The sequence below is a fragment of the Vogesella urethralis genome (genome assembly GCF_007644045.2).
Classification (GTDB): Bacteria; Pseudomonadota; Gammaproteobacteria; order Burkholderiales; family Chromobacteriaceae; genus Vogesella; species Vogesella urethralis.
Genome location: NZ_VMDW02000098.1, coordinates 196,010 through 212,995, shown reverse-complemented (window position 1 = coordinate 212,995; position 16,986 = coordinate 196,010). Strand labels below are relative to the sequence as shown.

Below are 16,986 nucleotides of genomic sequence, written 5' to 3'. Positions count from 1 at the left end.
CAGGGCGGTATTCAAGCGGGTTGATACGGGTGGCGCTGGCGCCAGTGGCGGGCGATGTCGACGCGGCGGCACACCCATACCGCCGGGTGCTGCGCCACGTAATCCAGAAAGCGCTGCAGCGCGCGCAGGCGGCCGGGGCGGCCCAGCAGCCGGCAGTGCATGCCCACGCTCATCATGCGCGGCGTGTGCGCGCCTTCGGCGTACAGCACGTCGAAGCTGTCTTTCAGGTAGGTGTAGAAATCGTCGCCCTGCGCGTAGCCCTGCGGCAGCGCAAAGCGCATGTCGTTGACGTCCAGCGTGTACGGCACGATCAGCTGCGGCACGGTGTGGCCGGCGCTGGTTTGTACTGGCAGCCAGAACGGCAGGTCGTCGCCGTAGTGGTCGGCGTCGTACAGAAAGCCGCCGTCGTCGGCCACCAGCCGCCGCGTTTGCGGGCTGTCGCGCCCGATGTAGCAGCCCAGCGGCCGGCTGCCGGTCAGCTGGGTCAGCACCGCGACGGCCTGCTGCAAGTGGGCGCGCTCGGTGGCCTCGTCCACCTGCTGGTAGTGAATCCAGCGCCAGCCGTGGCAGGCAATCTCGTGGCCGGCTTCCACCAGCGCGGCGGCCAGCTCGGGGTGGCGTTGCAGCGCCATGCCGACGGCGAACACGGTCAGCGGCCAACCGCGCTGCTCGAACTCGCGCAGGATGCGCCACACGCCGACGCGTGCGCCGTATTCGTAAATGGTTTCCATGCTCTGGTGCCGCGCCGGGTAGCTGGCGGGGCTGAACAGCTCGGACAGGAACTGCTCGGAGCCGGCGTCGCCGTGCAGCACGCAGTTTTCGCCGCCCTCTTCGTAATTGAGCACGAACTGCAGCGCCAGGCGGGCGCCGCCCGGCCAGTCGGCCTGCGGCGGGTTGCGGCCGTAGCCGATCAGATCGCGCGGGTAATCAGGCGTCAGCATCGGTCAGCTCCAGGTGCGGGGTGGAAACCGGGCGGCCCGCCACGTAGGTGGCCGCCACATGGCGTTCGTCGGCCAGCGTGGACAGCGCAAACAGGCGCTCGGCCAGCGTGCCGCCGTGTTGCAGGCGGAAAGCCAGCTCCGGCGTGGCCGCCGGGTCCAGCACGATGCAGTCGGCCTCCTTGCCGGGCAGGAAGTTGCCCAGGCAGCCGTCCAGCCGCAGCGCCCGGGCGCCGCCCAGCGTGGCCAGGTACCAGCCGCGCAGCGGCGACAGCGGCGTTTTCAGCCACTGCGACACCTTGTAGGCCTCGCCCAGCGTGCGGATCAGGCTGTAGGAGGTGCCGCCGCCGATATCGGTAGCCAGCCCCACCGCTACACCGGCGTCCAGCATGGCGGCGTAGTCGAAGAAACCGCTGCCCAGAAACAGGTTGGAGGTAGGGCAAAACGCCACCGAGGCGCCGCCTGCGGCCAACCTGGCGCGCTGGCCGTCGTCCAGGTGGATGCCGTGGCCGTACACGCAGCGCGGGCCGACCAGCCCGTAGTGCTCGTACACGTGCAGGTAGTCGCGGTGGCCGGGAAACAGCTCGCCTACCCAGGCGATCTCGGCCAGGTTCTCGGCCAGGTGCGACTGCACGTACAGGCCCGGCTGGCTGGCGTACAGCTCGCCGGCCAGTTGCAGCTGCAAGGCGCTGCTGGTGGGGGCAAAGCGTGGCGTCACCGCGTAATGCAGGCGGCCACGGCCGTGCCAGCGCGCGGCCAGCGCGGCGCTGTCGGCTACGCCCTGCTCGGCGCTGTCGCGCAGATTGTCCGGCGCGTGGCGGTCCATCAGCACCTTGCCGCAGATCAGCCGCATATTGCGGTGCTCGGCCTCGGCCATCAGCGCGTCCACCGACACCGGGTGCACGGTGGCAAAGATGGCGGCGGTGGTGGTGCCGTGCGCCAGCAGGCGGTCCAGCACGAAGGCGGCGGTACGCCGCGCCAGTTGCGGGTCGCTGAACGCCGCTTCCGCCGGGAAGGTGTAGTCGCTCAGCCAGTCCAGCAGCTGGCGGCCAAACGAGCCGATCACCCCGGCCTGGGCGTAATGCAGGTGGCAGTCGATCAGGCCGGGCAAAATCAGCTTGCCGCGATGGTCGTGCACCGGCACGCCGGCCAGCGCCGCCGCGTCGCGGGCTGACCAGTCGCCGCAGGCAGCCACGCGGCCGTGCTGCAGGTAGAGGTAGCCGTCAGCCCAGTGCTGCCAGCTGGCGTCGTGGTCGGCGGCGCCGGGGTCATCCAGAAAGTGCAGCACTTCGCCGCGCAGGATCAGGGCGTCCATCGGGTCATCCTTGTAACAGCGTGCGCGCCAGCGCGTTGTGGCGGGCCAGCAGCGGCGGCAGCTCGAGGTCGGTGAAATGGCCGTCGGCGATGCGTACGCGGCCGTTAATGATGCTCCACGCCGCCGGGCCGGGCTGGCCGAACAGCAGCGCGGCCACCGGGTCGTGCACGGCGGCGCCGGCCAGGCCCAGGGTGTCGAGGCGGAAGGCCACGATGTCGGCGCTCATGCCCGGCGCCAGCGCGCCGATGTCGTCGCGGCCCAGCACGCGGGCGCCGCCCAGCGTGGCCAGGTCCAGCGCCTGACGGGCCGACATCGCCGCCGGGCCGTGGCCGACGCGCGCCAGCAGCATCGCCTGCCGCGTTTCGGCCAGCAGGTTGGCCGCATCGTTGGACGCGCTGCCATCCACCCCCAGCCCCACCGCCACGCCGGCCTCGCGCAGCGCCGGGGTGGGTGCAATGCCGGACGCCAGCCGCATATTGGAGCACGGGCAGTGCGCAATGCCGGTGCCGGTGGCGGCGAACAGGCCGATGGCGGCGCTGTCCAGCTTCACGCAGTGCGCGTGCCACACGTCGTCGCCCACCCAGCCCAGCTCGGCCACGTACTCGCCCGGCGTCATGCCGAAACGGGCGCGGCTGTAGGCCACGTCGTTGTCGTTTTCGGCCAGATGGGTATGCAGCCGCACGCCGTAGCTGCGCGCCAGCGCCGCCGACTCGCGCATCAGGTCGGTACTGACCGAAAACGGCGAGCACGGCGCCACGCCGACGCGCAACATGGCGTGGCGCGCCGGGTCGTGCCAGCGCTCGATCACGCGGCGGGTATCAGCCAGAATGGCGTCCTCGCGCTCTACCAGGCTGTCCGGCGGCAGGCCGCCGGCGCTCTCGCCCACGCTCATCGCGCCCCGGCACGGGTGAAAGCGCATGCCCACCCGCTGCGCCGCCTCGATGGTGTCGTCCAGCCGCGCGCCGTTGGGGTACAGGTAGAGGTGGTCGGACGACGTGGTACAGCCGGACTGCATCAGCTCCAGCATCGCCACCTCGGCCGACACGCGCACCATCTCCGGCGTCAGCCGCGCCCACACCGGGTACAGGCGGCGCAGCCAGCCGAACAGCTCGGCGTCCTGCGCACCCGGCACCGCCCGCGTCAGGCTCTGGTACATGTGGTGATGGGTGTTGATCAGGCCGGGCAAGGCCACGCAGCCGCGCAGGCTGATCACGCGGTCGGCGTCGGCCGGCAGCGCGTCGCTGCGGCCCACCTGCTCGATCACGCCATCACGGATGAACACCGCGCCGTCGGCGATCTCGCGCCGCGCCGCGTCCTGGGTCAGCAGCACGTCGGCGTGCTGTAGCAACAGGGTGGCCATGGCTCAACCCGGCAGGAACGGTTTGCCCAGCGAAGCGGGCAGGTTTTTCTGCAGCAGCTTGCGGTCGCGCGAGATCAGCACCAGCACCACGATGGTGGCCAGGTACGGCAGCGCCGCCAGCAGTTGCACCGGCACCTTCACGCCCAGAATCTGCGCGTTGAACTGCAGGATGGTGACAAAACCGAACAGCAGCGCGCCCAGCAGCAGGCGGCCCGGCTGCCAGGTGGCAAACACCACCAGTGCCACCGCAATCCAGCCGCGGCCGGCGGTCATGTTCTGCACCCACAGCGGCGTGTACACGGTGGACAGGTAGGCCCCGGCCAGGCCGGCCATGGCGCCGCCGAACAGCACCGCCGCATAGCGCACCGCCAGCACCGGGTAACCGATGGCGTGCGCCGCGTCCGGCGACTCGCCCACCGCACGCAGCACCAGCCCCCAGCGCGTACGCGCCAGCACCCACCAGGTGGCAGCAAACAGCAGCAAGGCCAGGTAGACCGCCGGCGTCTGGTGGAACAGCACCGGCCCCAGCAACGGCAGCTCGCCAAGCAAAGGCAGCGCCAGCGGTGCCATGCCCGGCAGGCTGTAGCTGACGTAAGCCTGCCCGATGAAGGCCGACAGGCCCACGCCCAGAATGGTGAGCGCCAGGCCGCAGGCCGCCTGGTTGGCCGCCAGCGACAGCGCCGGCACCGCAAACAGCAGCGACGACGCCATGCCGGCCACGCTGCCGGCCAGCAGGCCGCTCCACACGTCACCGTGCACCGCGCCGGCAAAACCGGCGATGGCGCCGATCAGCATCATGCCTTCCACGCCCAGGTTCAGTACCCCGGCGCGCTCGGCCACCAGCTCGCCCAGCCCCGCCAGCAACAACGGCGTGGCCGCGCCCAGCATGGCCGCCAGCACCGGTATCAGATGTTCCCACATGGTTTGCTTCCTCCATTGCTGCCCGCCGCCTGCCGGCAGCCGGCGCGGTTTCAGGCCGGCACCGCCACCCGGCGGCGCAGACGGTTATCGACAAAGGCATCGGCCCCCAGCAGGAACAGCAGCAACATGCCCTGGAACAGCCCGGTGATGGCCGCCGGCAGCTGCAGCGACACCTGCGCCGCCTCGCCGCCCAGGTACACCAGCGCCATCAACAGGCCGGACAGCACCATGCCCAGCGGCGACAGCCGGCCCAGGTAGGCCACGATGATGGCGGCGAAGCCATAGCCCGGCGAAATATTGAGATTGAGCTGCCCCACCGGCCCGGCCACTTCGGCCACGCCGGCCACGCCGGCGGTCATGCCCGACAGCAACAGGCTGAGCCACACCCCGCCACGGGCGGAAAACCCGGCAAAGCGCGCCGCCGCCGGCGCCTGGCCGGCCACCTCCAGCTGGTAGGCGAGGAAGCTGCGGCGGAAGTACAGCGCGAAGAACAGCACCACCACCAGCGTGATCAGCACCGCGGCGGTCACGCGGTAGCCATCGAACAGCGGCGCAAACAGCGCCGGGTCGGCAAACATCACCGACTGCGGAAAGTTCATGCCGTCCGGGTCGCGCCACGGGCCGTTGACCAGCCAGGCCAGCACAAAGCCGGCCACGTAGGTCAGCATCAGCGTGGTCAGCGTTTCTTCGGCGCGGAACTGCGTCTTCAGCCAGGCCGCCAGGCCGCCCCACAGCGCGCCACCCGCCGCGCCGGCCAGCAGCATGGCCGGCAGTATCCAGCCGCCTTGCAGGTCGTGGCAGGCGATGGCCACGCCGCCGCCGCAAATGGCGCCCATGATCAGCTGCCCTTCGGCGCCGATGTTGTAGATACGGGCGCGAAAGCCCACCGCCAGGCCCTGCGCGATCAGGATCAGCGGCGACGCCTTCACCAGCAGCTCGCTCCAGCCGTTGGCGCTGCTGAGCGGTTCTATGAAAAACACGTGGAACGACTGCCACGGTGATTTGCCCAGCGCCCAGAACAGCAGCGAGCCGGCCAGCAGGGTAAGGCCGACCGCAATCAGCGGCGCCAGCCAGCGCATGGTGCGCGACGGCTGCGGACGGGGTTCAAGCAGGTACATGGTGGGCTCCTTCTACCGGCGCCTGCGCGAGGCCGGCCATTTGCAAGCCGATGCGCTCGGCGTGGGTGTCGGCGGTGGGCACCGCCTCGGACAGCCGGCCCTGGGCCAGCACCGCGATGCGGTCGCACATCTCGAACAGCTCGTCCAGCTCCTCGGACACCACCAGCACCGCCACGCCGCGCCGCGACAGGTCGATCAGCGTCTGGCGCAGGAACGCCGCCGCGCCCACGTCCACGCCCCAGGTAGGCTGCGCCACGATCATCACCCGGGGCGCCAGCTCGATCTCGCGGCCAACGATGAACTTCTGCAGGTTGCCGCCGGACAGCGAGCGCGCCGCCGAGCCGGCGCCACGACAGCGCACGTCGTAGCGTTCGATGATGGTGTCGGCCAGCTGCCGCGCTGCGGCCAACCTCAGCAAACCGTAACGGCGCAGGCCCAGACGGTGGGCGGTGAGCACGGTGTTGTCGGCCAGGCTCATTGCCGGCACCGCGCTGCGCCCCAGCCGCTCTTCGGCCACAAACACCAGGCCACGGTCGCGGCGGGCGCCGGCGCCCAGCTGGCCGATGGCGGCGCCGTCCAGCAGCACGGCGCCGGGCCGGCTGCGGCTTTCGCCGGACAGCGCCGCCAGCAGCTCGGCCTGGCCGTTGCCGGAAATGCCGGCAATGCCGACGATCTCGCCGGCGTGCAGTGTCAGCGAGACATCGTGCAGCGCCACGCCGAAGGCGTCGTCGGCTGCTTGCGACAGCCCGGCCAGCTGCAGCACCGGCTGCCGCTCGCCGTGGTAGGCCGGCATGCTGCAGTGGGGCAGCTCGCGGCCTATCATCATGCGCGCCAGGCTGGCGTCGGTTTCCTCGGCCGGCAGTGCCGTGCCGGTGACGCGGCCGCCGCGCATCACGGTGGCGCGGTGGCACAGTGCGCGGATTTCGTGCAGCTTGTGGCTGATGTACAGGATGGACACCCCCTCTGCCGCCAGGCTGCGCAGCGTGTCGAACAGCGCCAGCACCGCCTGCGGTGTCAGCACCGAGGTGGGCTCGTCCAGGATCAGCAGCTGCGGGTTCTGCAGCAGGCAGCGCACGATTTCCACCCGCTGCCGCTCGCCCACCGACAGGCTGTACACCGGCCGCCACGGGTCCAGCGCCAGGCCGTAGCGCTGCGACACCTCGCTGACGCGCAGCGCCAGCGCGCGCAGGTCGAATTTTTCTTCCAGCACCAGCGCGATGTTTTCCACCACACTCAGCGTTTCGAACAGCGAAAAGTGCTGGAACACCATGCCGATGCCCAGCCGCCGCGCCTCGGACGGGCTGCCGATGCGCACCTGGCGCCCGTTCCAGCAGATTTCGCCGCTGTCGGCCTGCACCGCACCGTACACGATCTTCATCAGCGTGCTCTTGCCGGCACCGTTCTCGCCCAGCACGGCGTGGATTTCGCCGGGGGCCACGCTGAGGCTTACGTCCTGGTTGGCCACCACGCCGGGGTAGGCCTTGGTGATGTGGGTCAGCTCCAGTCTTGGCGGCGGGTTCATGGCGTCTCCTGCAAACAAAGAAGGGGGGATGGCGTGGGCTGCCAGGCTTCGCGCTGTTGCAGCAGCTGCGCCGCCACCGCGATGGCGATGGCCGCCGGCGCCTTGTCGCGGATGCCGTCCACGCCGATGGGGCAGGTCATGGCCGCCGCGTCCAGGCCACGCGCCGCCAGGCGCTGGCTGAAGGCGGCGCGCTTGCTGCGCGAGCCGATCATGCCGAAGAAGGCGGCGTCGCCACGGCGCAGGATGCGGCTGGCCAGCGTCAGGTCGAGGTCGTGGCGATGCGTCATCACCAGGTAAAAGGCGCCGGCCGGCGCGGTATCGACCTCGTCTTCCGGCGCGTCGCTGGCCACGCAATGCACCTGCGGCGCCCAGGCACGGGCAAAGCCGGGCGCGTTGTCGCGGCTGTCTACCCAGTGCAGCGGCCAGCAGGTGGGCTGCAACACTTGCACCAGCGCCTCGCCAACGTGGCCACCGCCAAACAGCCACAGCGGCGGCCAGTGGCTGGCCGGCTGCTCGCGGTAGTGCCAGCCGGCGCCGTCCGTGACCAGTTGCGGCGGCGCCGGGTTGGCCGCAGCGGGCAGCCAGCGGCTGCCGCCGGCGTCGCAATGGCGCAGCAGCGGCTGGCCTGCCAGCAACGCCGGCAAGGCGGCCAGCCAGGCGCTGTCGCCGGCGGTAATGCGCTCCAGCAGCAGCCACACCACGCCGCCGCAGCATTGCCCCAGCTGCGCCGCCAAGCTCAGGCGCAGCAAGCGGGTGCGGCCGCCGGACAGCAATAGCGCACGCGCCAGGTCGCAGGCTTCCCATTCCAGATGGCCGCCGCCGATGGTGCCGTGGGCGCCGCTACGGCCCAGCAGCATGCTGGTGCCGGCTGCGCGCGGGGCCGAGCCCTGCACCCGCGCCACGGTGATCAGCACCGCGTCGTCGCCGCAGCCCAGCGTGGCGGCCAAGCTTGGCCACAGCGCGCTCATAGCCGGCCCAGTGCGCGCAGCACTGCCTCCGGGGTAGCGGGTGCGCTCAGCGCCGGACGGCTGCCGGGCGGCAAGGCCGCGGCAATGGCGTCGCGCAGTGCAAAGAACACCGACATCGCCAGCATGAACGGCGGCTCGCCCACCGCCTTGGAACGGTGCACGGTGTCCTCGGCGTTGGCGTTATCGAACAGGCGCACCGAAAAATGCGCCGGAATGTCGTGCACCGCCGGAATCTTGTAGGTAGACGGCGCGTGGCTGAGCAGCTTGCCGGCGTGGGCGCCGTGCGGTTGCCACACCAGCTCCTCGCTGGTGAGCCAGCCCATGCCCTGCACGAAGCCGCCTTCGATCTGGCCGATATCGATGGCCGGGTTCAGCGAGCGGCCCACGTCGTGCAGGATGTCCACCGCCAGTACCCGGCTTTCACCGGTAAGGGTATCCACCGCCACCTCGCTGACCGCCGCGCCGTAGGCAAAGTAGTAAAACGGCCGCCCGACGCGCTGCGCGCCGTCCCACGACAGCTTGGGCGTGCGGTAGAAGCCGTCGCTCCACAGCTGGATGCGGGCAAAGTAGGCCTGGCGCACCGCCTCGTGAAAGGGAATGTCCAGCCCGGCACCGGCAATGCGGCCGTCGGCAAACACCAGCGCGGCGGCGTCCACGCCGTGCTGCGCGGCCAGCCAGTCGGCCAGCCGCCGGCGCACGGTCAACGCTGCGTCCTGCGCGGCCTTGCCGTTGAGGTCGGCACCGCTGGACGCGGCAGTGGCCGAGGTATTGGGTACGCGGCTGGTTTCGGTGGGCGCCAGCCGGATGCGCTCCGGCGCCAGGCCGAACACTTCAGCCACGATCTGGCGGATCTTGGTGTACAGGCCCTGCCCCATCTCGTTGCCGCCGTGGGTCACCAGCACGCTGCCGTCGGTGTACAAGTGCACCAGCGCGCCGGCCTGGTTGTAGTGCACGGCGTTGAACGAAATGCCGAACTTCACCGGCGTCAGCGCGATGCCCTTTTTCAGCACCGGGCTGGCGGCGTTGAAATCGGCAATCGCCTGCCGCCGCGCGTGGTAGCGACTGTCGGCGGCCAACTGCGCCACCAGCTGCGGCAGGATGTTGTCGCTGACCGGCATCTGGTAATGCGTGAGGCTGCGCGGGCCGCCCGGCGTGGTGCCGTAGAAATTGCGGCAACGCACCGCCAGCGGGTCTTGCCCCAGTTCGCGGGCGATGTCATCCAGCACCGACTCGATGGCCATCATGCCCTGCGGGCCGCCAAAGCCGCGAAAGGCGGTGTGCGACACGGTGTGGGTCTTGCAGCGCAGGCTGAGGATACTGACCGCGTCCAGGTAATAGGCGTTGTCCACGTGGCAGATGGCACGGTCGTTCACCGGGCCGGACAGGTCGGCGCTGAAGCCGCAGTCGGACGCCAGCTCGTACTTCACCCCCAGCAGCAGGCCGTCGTCGTCGAAACCGGCCTCCCAGCGGATGCGGAACGGGTGGCGTTTGCCGGTGAGCATCATGTCGTCGTCACGGTCCAGCCGCAGCTTTACCGGGCGGCCGGTGTGCACCGCCAGCAGGCCGGCCAGGCAGGCCCACTGCGCAGACTGCGATTCCTTGCCGCCGAAACCGCCGCCCATGCGGCGGCAGCTCACATTGATCTGGCTGGCTTCCCAACCCAGCACCTCGGCCAGCAGCGTCTGCATCTCGGTGGGGTGCTGGGTGGAGCACCACAACTGCAGCGTGCGGTTTTCGCCGGGCTGGGCGTAGCTGATCTGCCCTTCCAGATAGAAGTGTTCCTGTCCGCCCAGCACCGTCTCGCCGGCCAGGCGGCGCGGTGCGGCGGCCAGCGCGGCGTCGGCGTCGCCGCGTTGCAGCGTGGCCGGTGGCAGCACCCACGATTGCGCGGCGATGGCTTGCTCGATGCCCAATACCGGCGGCAGCGCGTCCACCTCGATGCGGGCCAGGCGGGCGGCGCGGCGGGCGGCGTCGTGGCTGCTGGCGGCCACCACGAACAGCGGCTGGCCGTGGAACTGGATCAGCTCGTCGGCCAGCAGCGGTTCGTCGTGCACGATGGGGCCGCAGTTGTTGGCGCCGGGGATATCGGCGGCGGTCAGCACCGCCACCACGCCGGGGGCGGCGCGTACCGCAGTCAGATCGAGCCGGCGCAGGCGGCCGTGCGCGCACGGCGCCATGCCGACCGCAGCGTGCAGGGTGCCGGCCAGCTCCGGCAGGTCGTCGATGTACAGCGCCTGGCCCAGCACGTGCAGGCGGGCGCTGTCGTGCGGCAGGCTGCGGCCAACCACGCGGGTGGCGGCGGCGTCGGTAAAGGCGTTCATGCGCTGGCCTCCAGTCGGGCAAGGTCGGTGGCGGCGTGGCCGGAAAACTGCAGCCAGGCGCGTTGCAGCAGGCCGGCGGCCACCTGCAGGCGGTAGGCGGCGCTGCCGCGCACGTCGGACAGCGGGCTGAAGTCCTGCGCCAGCGCGGCACCGGCGGCGGCAAAGCTGGCCGCGTCGAACGCCGCCCCTTGCAATGCTGCCTCGGCGTGCGGCGCCCGCGCCGGCGTGGCGTCCATGCCGCCAAACGCCAGCCGTACCGCCGCGATGCGGCCATCGGCCACCTGCAGTTGCACGGCGGCAAACACGGCCGAGATGTCCTGGTCGAAACGCTTGCTCACCTTGTACAGCGCCAGCTGGCTGCCCGCCGCCAGCGGCGGCACGCACAGGCCCAGCACGATCTCGTCGGCCGCCAGCGCGGTGCGCTGGTAGCCCAGGTAGAAGTCTTCCAACGCCAGCTCGCGCCGGCCGCGCAGCGACTGCAACACCACGCGCGCGCCGGTGGCGATCAACGCCGGCATGCTGTCGCCGATGGGTGAGCCATTGGCTACATTGCCGCCCAGGGTGCCGGCGTTGCGCACCGGGCGCGAAGCAAAGCGCAGCCGCAGCGCGTCCCAGGCCGGGTGGCTGGCAGCAAGCTGCTGCAGCGCGTCTTCCACGCTGACGGCGGCGCCGATCCACACGCCGTCAGCCTGCCGCTGCAGCTGGCGCAGCTCGGGCACGCGACCGACAAAGATCACGTCGCCCAGCGTGCGCAGCTGCTTGGTCACCCACAGGCCGACGTCGGTACTGCCGGCCACCAGCCGCGCCTGCGGCCAGTCGCGGCGCAGCGCAAGCAGCTCGGCCAGCGTGGCCGGCACCGCGTAACGGGCGCCGCCGGCTTCGCCTTGCAGCGACGGGCGCGCTGCCAGCTGCTGCAAGGCCGCCAGCACCGGCTCGCGCTGCAGCGGCATGGCCGGCAAGCTGGCCGCCTGTTGCGCCGCGTCCAGAATGGGGCGGTAGCCGGTGCAACGGCACAGGTTGCCGGACAGCGCATCCTGCAGCTGGCTGCGGCTGGGGCAGCCGGGCTGGCTTTCCTGCTGCGCCCACAGCGACATCACGATGCCCGGCGTACAGAAACCGCACTGCGAGCCGTGGCAGTCCACCAACGCCTGCTGCAGCGGGTGCAGCTGCTCGCCGCGAGCCAGGTCTTCCACCGTGAACAGCGCCTTGCCGTCCAGCGCCGGCAGAAACTGGATACAGGCGTTGACCGCCGACAGCTGCAGCGCGTCGCCGTGCATGTCGCCCACCACCACGGTGCAGGCGCCGCAATCGCCCTCGCCGCAGCCTTCCTTGCTGCCGCACGCGCCCTGCTGCCGGCGCAGGTAATGCAGCACGGTCTGGGTGGGGCTGTCCGGCAGCACGCTGTGCACGCTGCCGCGAAAGTAAAACTGGATCTGGTTTCGGCTCATGACTGGGGTCGCTTGTGAAGGTTGGCCGCACCGCATGCACAACATTGCGGCACGGTGGCAGCAGACGGTGCAGGCATCGGGCATATCGATGCGGCAGTGCACCATGACGGGTTGGCCGCAGGCCGTCGCTGACAGGCTAGTTGCAAATGCCATTCCCGCTGCCGGGTCTGCCAAGCAATCTAGCGCAGCCCCCCGGCAGCGACAGCCGGGCAGGCGTGATAAACATTATTCGTGCCGCATGGGTGGCATGCCGCTTGCTGCACTGCGGGATAACACCAAAGGGAGCACCGCCATGAAACTGTCCACCTCATGGGAGTCGATCGACGTCCACCTGCTGCAGATCCTGCGCGCGCTGCTGAGCGAGTGCAGCGTATCCAGCGCCGCGCGCAAGCTGAACCTGTCGCAGCCGGCGGTCAGCACCGCGCTGCGCCGCCTGCGCGACATCACCGGCGACCCGCTGCTGGTGCGCAGCCGTAACGGCATGACGCCCACCGAGCGCGGCATGGCCTTGCTGGAGCCGGTGAAGATTGCCTTGCAGCAGATCGAGACGCTGGCGGTGCAGCAGGTGCGCTTCAACCCGGCGCAGACGCGGCGGGTGTTCAATATCGCCACCCCCGATTACCTGAATGCCTCGCTGGTCAGCCAGCTGGTGGGGCAGCTGCGGCGTACGGCACCGCAGTCGCAGATTGCCATCCACTCGCTGGGGCCCAATTTCGATGTGGTCAGCGCGCTGGAACACGGCGACCTGGACGTGGTGATCGGCAACTGGCCGCAGCCGCCGGAGCAGCTGCGCATGCTGCCGCTATTCGATGATGACGTGGTGTGCCTGATGCGCGAAGGCCACCCGCTGGCGGCGCAAACGATGGACACCGCCACCTATCTGGCGGCCGAGCACCTGCTGCCCAGCCCCTACTCGGTGGGGCAGCGCGGGGTGATCGACCTGTACCTGGCACGCGAACGGCTGAAGCGCAACGTCAGCGCCTACGTGCCCTATTTCAACATGGTGCCCTACCTGCTGTTGCAGAGCGACATGGTGTTTTCCGGCCCGCGCCACTTTGCCGAGTACTTCTGCCGCCACCTGCCGCTGGTGGTGCGCGAGGTGCCGGTGGCCTTCCCGCCGATGAACTTCTACCTGCTGTGGCACGACCGCACCCACCACGCCGACGAGTGCCGCTGGCTGCGCGAGCAGATCGTGTCGGTATCACGCAGCGCCAGCTGGCAGCAGCTGCCGGCCGCCACGGTAGCCGCCGCCTGAGCCACGGCCGCCTGCGCTGCTAGCCGGCCACGCGGTCGGCCAGCCGCCAGCCGGCAATGCGCGCGATCTGCTGCAAGGCGGTGCGTTGTTCAGCAGCCGGCGTGGCCTGCAAACGGGTGGCCAGCTGTTCGATAATGGCCTGCCGGCTCAAGCCGCGCACCGCCACTACAAACGGAAAACCAAAGCGCTGGCGGTAGGCCGCGTTCAGCGCCTGTAGCCGGGCAAACTCTGCGGGAGAGCACTGCAACAGGCCGGCACCCTGCTGTTCGCTGCTGGACGCCGCGGTCAGCTCGCCGGCGATGGCGGCGCGGCCGGCCAGCTCCGGGTGGGCGCGGATCAGCGCCAGCTGCTGCGCCGGTTCGGCAGCCAGCATCACCGCCTCCAGCGCGGCGGCCAAGGCCGGCAACGAGGCAAACGGCCGTGCCGCCCAGGCGCCGGCGGCCACCCATGGCGAGTGTTCGTAGATGCCGTCCAGCGCAGCCACGAAGGCCGGCTGGTCCATGGCGGACAAATCGGCCAAGGTAAGGAGTGCGGTCATGGTGCCTCGCGAAGGGGAAGTGGCGGGAGTTGCAGCATAGAAAGCCGCCATCGCCGCCAGCAAGACGCGTTTGCTTATACCGCCCATTCGTCAAGCGCAAGGTTGGCCGCCGCCACGGGGCAGCAGGCCGCCGGGCATATATGGCGCCAGCTATAAGGCTTATCAGTACAAGCGCAGCGGCGCCTCCCTATACTTTTTTGCGTTGCCTTCACACCACGAGCACCGTCATGAGCCAGCTTTCCCTGCACGTTCTCGATACCGCCCACGGCTGCCCGGCTGCCGCGCTGGCCTTCCGCCTGTACCGTGACGGCCAGCTGCTATGCAGCGGCCACACCAACGCCGACGGCCGCGGCGACGGCCCGCTGCTGGCCGGTGCCGACTTCTGCCGCGGCGTGTACGAGCTGCATTTCGAGGTGGCCGCGTACTTTCGCCAGCGCGGCGTGCAACTGCCGGAGCCACCGTTTCTGGACGTGGTGACGCTGCGCTTCGGCGTGGCCGACCCGGCCAGCCGCTACCACGTGCCCTTGCTGGTCTCGCCGTGGAGTTACAGCACCTACCGCGGGAGCTGACATGGACAGTGCCTACCTGCTGGAATGCGCCAGCCTGCTATTGCGCTGGCTGCACCTGATCGTCGGCATCGCCTGGATCGGCGCCTCGTTCTACTTCATCTGGCTGGACAACAGCCTGAAGCCGCCAACCGACCCGGCGCTGCGCGCCAAAGGCGTGGGTGGCGAGCTGTGGGCGGTGCACGGCGGCGGCTTCTACAACCCGCAAAAATACCTGGGCGCGCCGCCGGCACTGCCGGACGAGCTGCACTGGTTCAAGTGGGAGGCGTACAGCACCTGGCTCACCGGCTTTCTGCTGCTGAGCACGCTGTACTACCTGCAAGCCGGCAGCTACATGCTGGACGCCGGAAAACTGCTGCAAAGCCCGCAGGCCGCGGTGCTGACCGGGCTGGCCACGCTGGGCGGCGGCTGGCTGGTTTACGACCTGCTGTGCCGCTGGCTGTTCGGCCGCAGCCAGCTGCTGTTTGCCGTGATCTACGGCGGCTTCGTGCTGGCGGTGGCGTGGGGGCTGGACCAACTGCTGGCCGGGCGGGCGATGTTCCTGCACATCGGCGCCATGCTGGGCACCACCATGGCGGCCAACGTGTTTTTCTGGATCATTCCCGGCCAGAAGCAGATGGTGGCAGCCATGCAGCGCGGTGAAGCGCCGGATCCCGTCCACGGCCTGCGCGGCAAGCAGCGCAGCGTGCACAACAACTACCTGACGCTGCCGGTGCTGTTTGCCATGATCAGCAACCACTACGCGTTTACCTACCACGCGCCGCACGCCTGGCTGGTGCTGGGCGGCATCCTGCTGGCCGCGGTGCTGATCCGCCACTTTTTCAACCTGCGCCACAAGGGCCAGCTGGCGTGGCGATACCCGCTGGCCGGCGGCGCACTGCTGCTGGCGGTGCTGTGGTGGATCGCCCCTGCGGCCCCGCAGACATCCGCCAACACCACGGTGCCCGTCGCAGTACAGGCACCGACACTGGCGCAGGTGCAGGCCGTGCTGCAAGCGCGCTGTACTGCCTGCCACAGCGCCGCGCCCACGCTGATGCCGTCGGCACCCGCCGGCCTGCTGCTGGACAACGACGCCGCCATCCGCGCCGCTGCACCACGCATCTACCAACAGGTGGTGCAATTGAAGGCGATGCCACTGGGCAACGTCACCCACATCAGCGACGCCGAGCGGGCGCTGATCGCGCAGTGGTACCAGGCCGGGGCGCGCTAGGTTTGTGACGTCGCGGCGCATGAAAAAACCCTGCCCGCGCGGCGGGCAGGGTTCTGCTTAAACGGGCACAGCCCGGCTTAGAACTTTTCGTTTTCCAGCAAGTAGCGCCACTGGCCTTGCGCCAGCTCGCCCAGCCGCACGCGGCCGATGCGGATGCGGTGCAGGCGTTCGATCTGCACGCCAACCGCTGCGCACATGCGCTGGATGTGGCGGCGCTGCTGCTGGCGCAGCACGAAGCACAGCTGGCGGTCGCTCTGGCGGCTGACGCGTACCGCAGACAGCGTTTCGTCGTCCACTTGCACGCCCTTGCCCAGCGCCGCCAGTTGCTCGGCGCTGGCCGGTGCGGCCAACCATACCAGGTATTCCTGCTCCACTTCGCCAGCCATCAGCTTGCGCGCGATGCGGCCATCCTGCGTCAACACCAGCAGGCCGGAGGCGTCCACGTCCAGGCGGCCAGCCGGTGCCAGCTTCTGCTGGTGCTTTTTCAGGAACACCACGCCGGAGCGGTCGCTGGCGCTGCGGGTGTCGGGCTTCACCAGCAGCCAGGCCGGCTGCTCGCCCGGGCGCTCGGCCGGGCCGCTGACAAAACCCAGCGGCTTGTGCAGCAGCAGCGTCACGCGCTCGGCCTGCTCGCGGGCAGCGGCGGCAGTGAGCTCGATCTGCTGCTCGGGGCGCACACGGCTGCCCAGCACATTGACCACCACGCCATCCACCTTCACCAGCCCCTGCTCGATGAACTCGTCAGCCTCGCGGCGCGAGCACAGGCCCAGTTCGGTCATGCGTTTGGACAGGCGCACGCTGTTGTCTTCGCTCATCGCGTTTTCCTTTTCTGTTTCAGGCACGGATTATCGCTGCTTTTGGCGCACGCCGTACGGCGGAATGCAACAGGCCCGCCGAAGCGGGCCGCCTTGCAAAGACTGCGCGGCTTAGAACGCTACCGACACGCCCGCGTACGGGCCATCGGCCAGCTTGATATCGCGGCGGCGGTCTTCGCGCTTCACCTGTACGGTACGGTAGCCCACTTCCACGCCCACCATTTTCAGCGGGCTCCAGCGTACGCCACCCATGGTGTCGCTGACGCGCTTGACGGTGCCGCTGGCGGCAGCAGAGCCGGCGTAAAAGCCGTGGACGAAGGCTTCGGCATTCAGCGGCAGGTCAACGGTCAGGCGGGCGCCCACCAGTGCAGCGGTGGCGGTACCTTCTGCCTCGACGTAAGCGGCCTTGGCACCGGCATCCAGACGCAGCAGCGTGGGTACCGGCAGGCCGAACATCACGCCCGCCGCGCTAAAGCTGGGCTTTTCGCCACGGCTGTCCTTGTCGTCGGCCTTTACGTGGTCCAGCGCCAGGCCAGGGCCGAGGCCGGTAGGCATACGGGTAATAAAATTGTAGGTATTACCGCGCGCCAGCGTGGTATCGCCGGCTTGGGCCAGCAGCGGCGCGGCCAGCAGCGCGGCCAACAGGGTGTAACGGATCATGTTGTTATCTTTCAGGGTCATCAGCGTGACC

Annotated in this window: 15 protein-coding genes; 3 read left to right on the top strand and 12 right to left on the bottom strand. The window is 69.7% G+C overall.

Annotated features, from left to right (window positions below; translation table 11 throughout):
* Positions 1–11: 11 nt before the first annotated feature.
* Genes puuE through xdhA form a run of 9 tightly spaced genes read right to left on the bottom strand, consistent with a single transcriptional unit; the run spans position 12 to position 11,911 of the window.
* Positions 12–941: an allantoinase PuuE gene (gene puuE / locus FLQ03_RS12355; protein WP_144371038.1), complete on the bottom strand. Its 930-nt coding sequence runs from the start codon at positions 939–941 to the stop codon at positions 12–14.
* Positions 928–2,253 carry a guanine deaminase gene (gene guaD / locus FLQ03_RS12350; protein ID WP_144371037.1) on the bottom strand — a complete coding sequence of 442 codons (1,326 nt, stop codon included), beginning with the start codon at positions 2,251–2,253 and terminating at the stop codon, positions 928–930. Before guaD ends, puuE begins: the two co-directional genes overlap by 14 nt.
* A 4-nt stretch (positions 2,254–2,257) precedes the next feature.
* Entirely contained in the window at positions 2,258–3,613 is a 1,356-nt protein-coding gene (locus FLQ03_RS12345) for an 8-oxoguanine deaminase (protein ID WP_144371036.1), read from the bottom strand.
* Positions 3,614–3,616: 3 nt separating this feature from the next.
* On the bottom strand, positions 3,617–4,534 hold the full coding sequence (locus FLQ03_RS12340) for an ABC transporter permease (protein ID WP_144371035.1): 918 nt from the start codon (positions 4,532–4,534) through the stop codon (positions 3,617–3,619).
* A gap of 50 nt (positions 4,535–4,584) precedes the next feature.
* A complete protein-coding gene (locus FLQ03_RS12335) occupies positions 4,585–5,652 on the bottom strand; it encodes an ABC transporter permease (protein WP_144371034.1) in 1,068 nt (355 codons plus the stop codon).
* Positions 5,639–7,174, bottom strand: coding sequence for an ABC transporter ATP-binding protein (locus FLQ03_RS12330; protein WP_144371033.1), 1,536 nt, complete (start codon positions 7,172–7,174; stop codon positions 5,639–5,641). The genes FLQ03_RS12335 and FLQ03_RS12330 overlap by 14 nt, the downstream gene beginning before the upstream one ends.
* Complete coding sequence (gene xdhC, locus FLQ03_RS12325) at positions 7,171–8,142, bottom strand: xanthine dehydrogenase accessory protein XdhC (protein ID WP_144371032.1); 972 nt, start codon at positions 8,140–8,142, stop codon at positions 7,171–7,173. The genes FLQ03_RS12330 and xdhC overlap by 4 nt, the downstream gene beginning before the upstream one ends.
* On the bottom strand, positions 8,139–10,463 hold the full coding sequence (gene xdhB / locus FLQ03_RS12320) for a xanthine dehydrogenase molybdopterin binding subunit (RefSeq protein ID WP_144371031.1): 2,325 nt from the start codon (positions 10,461–10,463) through the stop codon (positions 8,139–8,141). Before xdhB ends, xdhC begins: the two co-directional genes overlap by 4 nt.
* Complete coding sequence (gene xdhA / locus FLQ03_RS12315) at positions 10,460–11,911, bottom strand: xanthine dehydrogenase small subunit (protein ID WP_144371030.1); 1,452 nt, start codon at positions 11,909–11,911, stop codon at positions 10,460–10,462. The genes xdhB and xdhA overlap by 4 nt, the downstream gene beginning before the upstream one ends.
* A gap of 292 nt (positions 11,912–12,203) precedes the next feature.
* On the opposite strand from xdhA, the gene FLQ03_RS12310 reads away from it, so the two are divergent.
* Positions 12,204–13,166, top strand: coding sequence for a LysR substrate-binding domain-containing protein (locus tag FLQ03_RS12310; RefSeq protein WP_144371029.1), 963 nt, complete (start codon positions 12,204–12,206; stop codon positions 13,164–13,166).
* A 19-nt stretch (positions 13,167–13,185) separates the two neighbouring features.
* On the opposite strand, the gene uraD is transcribed toward FLQ03_RS12310, so the two are convergent.
* Positions 13,186–13,704 (bottom strand): 2-oxo-4-hydroxy-4-carboxy-5-ureidoimidazoline decarboxylase, encoded by a 519-nt coding sequence (gene uraD / locus FLQ03_RS12305; RefSeq protein WP_144371028.1) that lies wholly within the window; start codon positions 13,702–13,704, stop codon positions 13,186–13,188.
* Between the two features lie 227 nt (positions 13,705–13,931).
* On the opposite strand from uraD, the gene uraH reads away from it, so the two are divergent.
* Together uraH and FLQ03_RS12295 are read left to right on the top strand one after the other, a co-directional pair.
* Complete coding sequence (gene uraH, locus FLQ03_RS12300; protein ID WP_144371027.1) at positions 13,932–14,273, top strand: hydroxyisourate hydrolase; 342 nt, start codon at positions 13,932–13,934, stop codon at positions 14,271–14,273.
* A gap of 1 nt (position 14,274) precedes the next feature.
* A complete protein-coding gene (locus FLQ03_RS12295) occupies positions 14,275–15,480 on the top strand; it encodes a urate hydroxylase PuuD (protein WP_144371026.1) in 1,206 nt (401 codons plus the stop codon).
* Positions 15,481–15,557: 77 nt separating this feature from the next.
* Here FLQ03_RS12295 and FLQ03_RS12290 read toward each other — a convergent pair whose 3' ends face one another.
* Together FLQ03_RS12290 and FLQ03_RS12285 are read right to left on the bottom strand one after the other, a co-directional pair.
* A complete protein-coding gene (locus FLQ03_RS12290) occupies positions 15,558–16,295 on the bottom strand; it encodes a pseudouridine synthase (protein WP_144371025.1) in 738 nt (245 codons plus the stop codon).
* A gap of 111 nt (positions 16,296–16,406) precedes the next feature.
* The gene (locus FLQ03_RS12285; protein WP_144371024.1) at positions 16,407–16,976 is read right to left on the bottom strand and encodes a YfaZ family outer membrane protein; all 570 of its coding nucleotides are present in this window, start codon (positions 16,974–16,976) and stop codon (positions 16,407–16,409) included.
* Positions 16,977–16,986: the final 10 nt, after the last annotated feature.